Below are 1,276 nucleotides of genomic sequence, written 5' to 3'. Positions count from 1 at the left end.
TAACAATTTTATAGTGCGCGCGTCGCGCATCTTTCTGCCGATGTCACGCTCATGTATTAATAAATCTATTTTTAACAAATAACGTAATGTATTGCCAACTATAATTTTTTATTGACGCTAAAGAGATTCAGAAAAAAGAAAGTGCGCTCGTCGCTCATTTTCTTGAATATGGGAGCACAACAACTAAACTGTATATTTATACAGTTACTTATATTGGTGATGACATGAAAACGCGCTCTCCATTTTTAAATTATATCGCTGATTATATGTTGGTACGTCAGTACTCATTACGTACCGTGGATACGTACCTAAAATGGATTGCATCTTATATCCATTTTCATGATAAGCGCCACCCCGCCTCAATGGGAGACAATGAAGTCGAACGCTATCTAGAGTACTTAGTGTTAAAACAAAACGTTGCACCACGAACGCAAGCCACAGCACTCAATTCATTGTCATTTCTATACAAGCACATAATAAAAAAAGAGCTGTCGTTAAACTTAAATTTTGCCCGCAGTAAAAAACAAGCAAAACTACCTGTAGTTATGACGCCAGAAGAAGTTAAGCTGCTTATGACTCATTTAAATAAGCGTTATTACCTTATTGCAGGCCTTATGTACGGAAGTGGTTTAAGAGTAATGGAAGCGGTACAATTAAGAGTGAAAGATATTGATTTTGATTACAAGTGTATTCAAGTATGGAATGGCAAAGGTAATAAACACCGTATTGTAACGCTGGCCACCGAGCTAATTCCTATGCTGAGAAATCAAATTCTGCAGGTTGATGACTATCTAAAACTTGATTTAAATAATACGGAATATGCTGGCGTATGGATGCCTTATGCTTTAACAAAAAAATATCCTTCTGCCTCAAAATCTCTTGCGTGGCAGTATTTATTTCCCTCACATATATTAAGTACAGATCCTCAAAGTGGTGAAATAAGACGACATCATTTTCATCACTCGTGTATAAGAAAAGAAGTAAAAAAAGCCGTTCAAAAATCGGGATTAACAAAAATAATAACACCGCATACCTTGCGTCATTCATTTGCAACGCATCTATTGCAAAGTGGCGCCGATATTCGCACCGTTCAAGCACAATTGGGCCATTCTGATGTCAAAACCACACAAATATATACGCATGTTTTGCAGCAGGGAGCGAACGGTGTTGTAAGCCCATTAAGCAAAATTTTCTAGTTCACATTACTATAAGCCGAAAAATGCGTTAGCGGAACGTCCGCTTTGTAGAATAAAACCAATAGCATTAATCAAAGTGA

Annotated in this window: 1 protein-coding gene; it reads left to right on the top strand. The window is 37.1% G+C overall.

Features of this window, described 5'->3' with window-relative positions; translation table 11 throughout:
- The first annotated feature begins 224 nt into the window (after positions 1-224).
- Positions 225-1,196 (top strand): integron integrase, encoded by a 972-nt coding sequence (locus tag CWB85_RS18385; RefSeq protein WP_138555651.1) that lies wholly within the window; start codon positions 225-227, stop codon positions 1,194-1,196.
- Positions 1,197-1,276: the final 80 nt, after the last annotated feature.

The organism is Pseudoalteromonas sp. S1727 (assembly GCF_005886375.1).
In the GTDB taxonomy this organism is placed as follows: Bacteria; Pseudomonadota; Gammaproteobacteria; order Enterobacterales; family Alteromonadaceae; genus Pseudoalteromonas; species Pseudoalteromonas haloplanktis.
The sequence above is the reverse complement of the archived record's forward strand: the minus strand, read 5'-3'. Positions and strand labels throughout refer to the sequence as shown.